Genomic DNA, 6125 nt, shown 5'->3' with positions numbered 1-6125 from the left:
GCAAAAGCCCCTTCACCAGCTCGCTGGCGTCATCGGTGGAGGTGGAGAGCTCCCCGATGAGCTTTGCGAGCTCGGGGTTATCCATCAGCTTCTCGCTGATCGCGTTGACCCTCGACGGGTCATAGCCATTCTTCGGTGACACCGTAGTCATTATCGGTGAAACTCCTTTCAGATCAGAGCCTCACACACAAACTTCCTGACACTCTCTGCACAAGCCGCGGGGTCTGACCCGATACGGGCAACGAAAAAGGCCCCGCTAGCAGCCTGATGCAGCGTGCCTCAGCTGTCCATTCCTTATTTGTTCAGGTTCGGCAGTCATGCGTCATGCGCAGGAACGCCAGGGACCAGCCTCATCCCACTCAACGATGCGAGTATGAGTGCCTGTCTTCCTTGGAACCGAGACGCTGATCAGCTCACCGTCATTGACGGCCGTGGACTACCCAGCTACAGCACTCTCCGTCGCCGCCCCGCAACTTTTCCACTCCGCCGAGACGGCGGAACGTGGGCCAGGGCGTCGATGGCGGTGGCAATCACTGCTGCCATTGCCGGGCCAGCGTGCGAAGGGCTGTCGCAGTTGAAAGCTTATCGATGATCAAATACCGCGGCACAGGTATGGACAGGCAGGTCAGTCCAGTTTGAGGTCGGACGTGAACTCCTCGTGGGAGACACCGCCCGCCTCCTGACGGGTAGCCGCTGCGGCACGGATATTTTCGCCATCCTCCAGCGCCTGAACCGCCCGGTCGTAGAAGTCCGGGGAGACCACCACCGCCCAGTGGCGGGGCCCGCGACTGAGGATGGTGACCGGTTCACGTTGGGCGGCATCAAGATAGTGGCTTTGTTCGCTGCGGAACTGACCGAGGGTGACCGTGATGCCCATACCCTTTAACGTACATTTTGTACAAGAAGTGCAGCAACGATCGCGGCCGTTCCGGAAATCCTGCCCGCCGAACGGGACGCTTAGGGGCAGACACCTCCTTGACTGATACCCCCCATGGGTATAGGTTGAAGGTTGTTGGGCATCTCCACTCCTGCCCTTCAGGACATCAAGGAAAGGAACATCTGATGAGCGCCGTAACAAAGAAGTACGTCATCGAAGGCATGACCTGCGGACACTGCAAATCCTCCGTGGAGGAGGAGATCGGCGAGGTCGCCGGTGTGACCATGGTGGAGGCCACCGTGGATACCGGACAGGTGACCGTCACGGGTGAAAACTTCACCGACGACGATGTTGCCGCCGCTGTCACGACAGCCGGCTACACCGTCAAGCCCTAATCTCTGGGCTCGGTCCCCACCTCGGGTAGACACGGCCGGGCCAACCCTGCTGGATATGCCCATCAGGCCCAGCCATGCAGGTTCGATATCCCCGACGGTGCATCTGCGGGCGGGCCTTTGGGACCTCGGAGATGCACCTCACCGCTGTTTGCTGAAGGACTGATCACTGATGATTCAGACTCAACCGTCGGTTGACCTACTCCAGGTCGATCTGGGCGTCACCGGCATGACCTGTACGTCGTGCTCAGGGCGGGTGGAGCGCAAGCTCAACAAGCTCGATGGCGTGGAGGCTACCGTCAACTTCGCCACCGAATCCGCCTCCGTCAGTTACGACCCCACCAAAGTCGACGCCGATCGGCTGATCGAAACCGTGCGGGGTGCCGGGTACGACGCGTTCACCATGAGGGATCAACATGCCCCCGCCGTGGACAGCGGCCCGGAGGACGACACCGAGGTGGTCGGTGACCGCCACGAACAGGCCCACGAGGCCGAGGCCACAGACCTGAAGTCGCGTCTGATCGGGTCGACGATCCTCTCCGTTCCGGTGGTCGCGATCTCGATGATCCCGTCCCTGCAGTTCATGAATTGGCAGTGGGCCCTGCTCGTCATGTCCACCCTGATCTACTTCTACGGTGGCGCCCCGTTCCACCGGGCGACCTTAACCAACCTGCGTCACCGCTCGACCACGATGGACACGCTCGTGTCTCTGGGCACTACCGCTGCGTATCTGTGGTCGCTGTGGGCCTTGTTTTTCGGCAACGCCGGGCACCCCGGCATGGTCATGGAGGTGAGCCTGCTGCCCCGCGATGACGGCATGGACCACATCTACCTCGAGACCATCGCCGTAGTCATCACCTTCCTGTTGCTCGGCCGGTGGTTTGAGGTCCGCGCCAAGGACCAGTCCTCCGCGGCGCTGAAGTCCCTGCTGGACATGGGTGCGAAAGACGCCGCGGTGATCCGCGACGGTGAGGAAGTCCGCGTCCCGGTCTCCCAGCTGACAGTCGGCGACGTCTTCGTCGTCCGCCCGGGTGAGAAGATCGCCACCGACGGTCGTGTCATCGAGGGCACTTCGGCCATCGACGAGTCGATGCTGACAGGCGAGTCCGTTCCTGTCGAGGCCGCCCCCGGCACCCCGGTCACGGGCGCGACGATCAACACCTCCGGTCGACTGCTGGTCGAAGTCACCCGCACAGGTTCGGAGACCACGCTGTCCCAGATGGCCAAGCTGGTCACTGACGCCCAGGCGAAAAAAGCCCCGGTCCAGCGCCTGGTGGATAAGATTTCCTCGGTCTTCGTCCCGACGGTCATTGCCGTCTCCATCATCACCCTGATCGTCCACCTCGCCCTCGGCAGCGGGGTGAACTGGGCTTTTTCCGCCGCAGTCGCGGTGCTGATCATCGCTTGCCCATGCGCCCTGGGACTGGCCACCCCGACCGCCCTGCTGGTGGGCACCTCCCGGGGCGCGCAGCTGGGCTTGTTGATCAAGGGCCCGGAGGTCCTCGAATCCACCCGCCAGGTCGACACCATCGTCATGGACAAGACCGGCACCGTCACCTCCGGGGTCATGTCGGTCACCGGCGTCCACGCCGCCGACGGCTACACCAACAACGAGGTCCTCGCCTTGTCGGCGGCCGTCGAAGCAGGCTCCGAGCACCCCATCGCCAAGGCGATTGTCGCCGAGGCCGAGCGCTCCGGGAACATCCAGGAGGCCACCGACTTCGACAGCACCGCCGGCCGGGGTGTCACGGCCACCGTCAAGGGTCACGTCGTCACCGTCGGCCGTCCCGCCGGCCAGCTGCCCCGTGACCTCACCACCGCCTTCGACCACGCACAGTTGCTGGGCGCGACCCCGGTTGCCGTCTACGTCGATGACCAGCCCGCCGGTGTGGTCGTGGTGCGCGATGTCATCAAAGACTCCTCAGCGGAAGCGGTCGCCCAGTTCCGCAGGCTGGGGTTGAGTCCGTACCTGCTCACCGGCGATAACGCGAAGGCCGCGGCCGCCGTCGCCCAAGAGGTGGGCATCGATGCGGCCAACGTGAGTGCCGAGGTCCTGCCGCAGGACAAGGTCGCGGTCATCGAGAAGCTGCAACATGAGGGCAAGAAGGTCGCCATGGTCGGCGACGGCGTCAATGACGCGGCCGCCCTGGCCCAGGCCGATCTGGGTCTGGCCATGGGGGCGGGCACGGATGTGGCCATCGAGGCCTCCGATATCACCTTAATGAACAACGACCTGCGCTCCGCGGGCGATGCCATCCGTCTGTCACGTCGCACGCTGGGCACTATCAAGGGCAACCTGTTCTGGGCGTTCGCCTACAACGTCGTGCTGATCCCGGTCGCCGCGATCGGTTTCCTCAACCCGGGGTTGGCGGGCATTGCGATGGGCTTCTCCTCGGTGTTCGTGGTCTCCAACTCCCTCACGCTGCGTAGATTCAAGCCCTCCCACGACAACACCAGTTCCTCACCGCAGCCCGCTCGCCCCTCCGTGCGGCAGCCGGTCACCGCCTATCCGAATAACGCCACAGGGCGTGGGGACCATGAGGTCCTCACGCCTCATTCCATACCCTCGGGCTTTCCATCCTGATCGACCCGCAACTGACTCAGGACATACCTGCCCCGTTTTTTCAGCAAGGAGACCATTGTGGATACTCGCACCCCTGATCAGGCCGTTTCCTCCTCGGGTGGGGCCGACACCTGTCGCACCACCCATGGCTACATCAACGACAAGGATCGCTATCTCGCACGCCTCAAGCGCATCGAGGGCCAGGCCCGGGGCCTGCAAAGCATGGTCGACGAGGAACAGTACTGCATCGACATCCTTACCCAGATCTCCGCGGTCAATGCTGCCCTACGCAGCGTTGCCCTGGGACTACTCGATGACCACATGAAACACTGCGTCCGTGACGCCGCCCAGTTAGGACGAGAGGAGGCCGACGCGAAGTTCCAGGAAGTCACCGACGCTATCGCCCGTTTCGCCCGGTGACAGGCCGGGACCCGACCACCACGCCCCGTCGAGAACGGCGGCCAGGCCACTCTGACCGCCCCTGTTGCCGGCTGGAGGCTTCGGAGTTCTGCTGCTAGCGGCGGCATGATCGGGTTGATGGCCACTGTGGTGCTGCTGGTCGAAAAGATCGCGCCGCTGAACAACCTCGGCCACATCCCCACCTGCAACATCAACCGGTGCTGTTGCAAAGTTGGGGGGAGCCGCAAAAACTCAGTTTCTCATTCCCTGATGGCCGCTGCGGATGGGCGTTGTCAGGCCGTCTCGAAGACCCGGTTGACGATCACCGCGTCCGGGTTCGGTTGCCCGTAGGCAAACATCGTGCCTTGCCCTTTCTGCAATGAGTGCATCGCCTCCGGTCAAGTCCCGTGTAGTGGTGTAGCCGTTCGTGCTTTCGGCTCGGTATGAAGTTCGGGGTTTGGTCAGGCGGTTAGCTCGTGGTGGTCGCGGGGATCGTCTCCTGTCCGGTGCATGAGTTGTTTGGTCTGTTCGAGTGCGGACAGTGACATGTAGCGTTCTTGCTGGATCCAATCGTCGTGCTTCTCGGCAAGGACCGCCCCGACAAGCAGGATGATGGATTTGCGGTTCAGGAAGATGCCCACGACGTCGGTGCGCCGGCGGATTTCCCGGTTTAGCCGCTCGGTGGGGTTGTTGGACCACACCTTCGTCCAGACCGGTTTCGGGGCCGCGGTAAACGCCAACACCTCATCGAGTGATTCCTCCAAGTACGCCGCTACCTGGGGGAATTTCGGTTCCAGCAAGTCGACGACTCCGCGGGCTTGAGCCCAAGTGGATTGGGCATCAGGTTGCTGGAAGATCGTCTGGAACATCGCAGAGACCATCGGCCACTGTGTCTTCGGGACTTTCTCGTAGAGGTTTTTCGCGAAGTGGGTGCGGCACCGCTGCCACGACGCGTCAGGCAGCACTTCGGAAATCGCGTGCTGGATGCCCTCGTGAGCGTCACTGGTGATCAGGAAGACACCGCGAAGCCCGCGGGCTTTTAGGTCCTGGAAGAAGCCTTTCCACGATGCGTTGGATTCCGCAGTGGCAACGTGCATGCCGAGCATTTCGCGGTACCCGTCGGCGTTGACACCGGTGGCAAGCAGCACGGAGCATTTGACCACCCGGCCGCCTTCGCGCACTTTGATTGTCAACGCGTCGCACGACAGGTAGGCGTACCCGCCTGGGTCCAGTGGGCGGTTTCTAAAGTCTGCGACCATCTCGTCGAGTTCTTCCGACATCCGCGAGACTTTCGATTTCGACAGGTGAGAAATCCCAAGGGTTGCCACCAGATCGTTCATCCTGCGGGTGGAGACCCCTTTGAGATAGCACGTCGCAATCACGGTCGATAGTGCCCGTTCGGCTCGTGAGCGGCGCTCTAGCAGCCAGTCTGGAAAGAACGCGCCGTGGCGCAGCTTCGGCACTGCCACATCGATGGTGCCGACACGGGTGTCGAGGTCGCGGTGGCGATACCCGTTGCGGTGGTTGACCCGCTCGGTGGAAGCAACCCCGTATTCGGCGCCGCAGACAGTGTCGGCCTGGGCGGAGAGAATCTGGTCGATAAACCCTGCAGCATCTGGCGCATCAGATCCGGGGAGGCTTGAGCGAGCAGATAGGTTGTCGGGTCGATAGAATGCGGTGCAACGGTCATCGTCATGTGTCTTTCGGTGAGATGTGGTAGTTGAGTCGAAAGGTTACTGGCGGTGGCCGCCCCTGTATTTCCCAGGGCGAGAGTGTCCGATTGTTTGTGTGCGGGGGCTTAGTTTACAAGTAGTCCGCGAATCGGTCGGGGTATGCCACGGCTAGTTGGTTGATGGCTTGTTTCCACCCGGTGGCTTTCGCCCCTTCAATATAG

At 62.4% G+C, this 6125-nt stretch carries 4 protein-coding genes and 3 pseudogenes; 3 read left to right on the top strand and 4 right to left on the bottom strand.

Annotated elements, in window-relative coordinates; translation table 11 throughout:
* Together BN4252_RS00065 and BN4252_RS00060 are read right to left on the bottom strand one after the other, a co-directional pair.
* A pseudogene (locus tag BN4252_RS00065) lies at positions 1 to 151 on the bottom strand (IS256 family transposase); the annotation flags it as partial.
* Between the two features lie 474 nt (positions 152 to 625).
* Positions 626 to 877, bottom strand: a complete 252-nt coding sequence (locus BN4252_RS00060) for a type II toxin-antitoxin system prevent-host-death family antitoxin (protein WP_066523916.1) — start codon at positions 875 to 877, stop codon at positions 626 to 628.
* A gap of 185 nt (positions 878 to 1062) precedes the next feature.
* Here BN4252_RS00060 and BN4252_RS00055 point away from each other — a divergent pair, with 185 nt between their 5' ends.
* From BN4252_RS00055 to BN4252_RS00045, 3 genes are all read left to right on the top strand, one after another.
* The gene (locus tag BN4252_RS00055) at positions 1063 to 1272 is read left to right on the top strand and encodes a heavy-metal-associated domain-containing protein (protein ID WP_066523913.1); all 210 of its coding nucleotides are present in this window, start codon (positions 1063 to 1065) and stop codon (positions 1270 to 1272) included.
* Positions 1273 to 1441: 169 nt separating this feature from the next.
* Positions 1442 to 3853, top strand: coding sequence for a heavy metal translocating P-type ATPase (locus tag BN4252_RS00050; RefSeq protein WP_230208516.1), 2412 nt, complete (start codon positions 1442 to 1444; stop codon positions 3851 to 3853).
* Between the two features lie 57 nt (positions 3854 to 3910).
* Positions 3911 to 4252 (top strand): metal-sensitive transcriptional regulator, encoded by a 342-nt coding sequence (locus tag BN4252_RS00045; protein WP_066523911.1) that lies wholly within the window; start codon positions 3911 to 3913, stop codon positions 4250 to 4252.
* A 272-nt stretch (positions 4253 to 4524) separates the two neighbouring features.
* On the opposite strand, the pseudogene BN4252_RS00040 reads toward BN4252_RS00045, so the two are convergent.
* Positions 4525 to 4626, bottom strand: a pseudogene (locus tag BN4252_RS00040) (IS6 family transposase); the annotation flags it as partial.
* Between the two features lie 66 nt (positions 4627 to 4692).
* Positions 4693 to 5921 (bottom strand): annotated as a pseudogene (locus BN4252_RS00035) (IS256 family transposase).
* Positions 5922 to 6125 lie beyond the last annotated feature (204 nt).

Origin of the sequence: Corynebacterium bouchesdurhonense, from assembly GCF_900078305.2 — a bacterium.
GTDB classification, from domain to species: domain Bacteria; phylum Actinomycetota; class Actinomycetes; order Mycobacteriales; family Mycobacteriaceae; genus Corynebacterium; species Corynebacterium bouchesdurhonense.
Note: the sequence above shows the minus strand (reverse complement) of the source record. Positions and strands in the feature narration are given on the sequence as shown.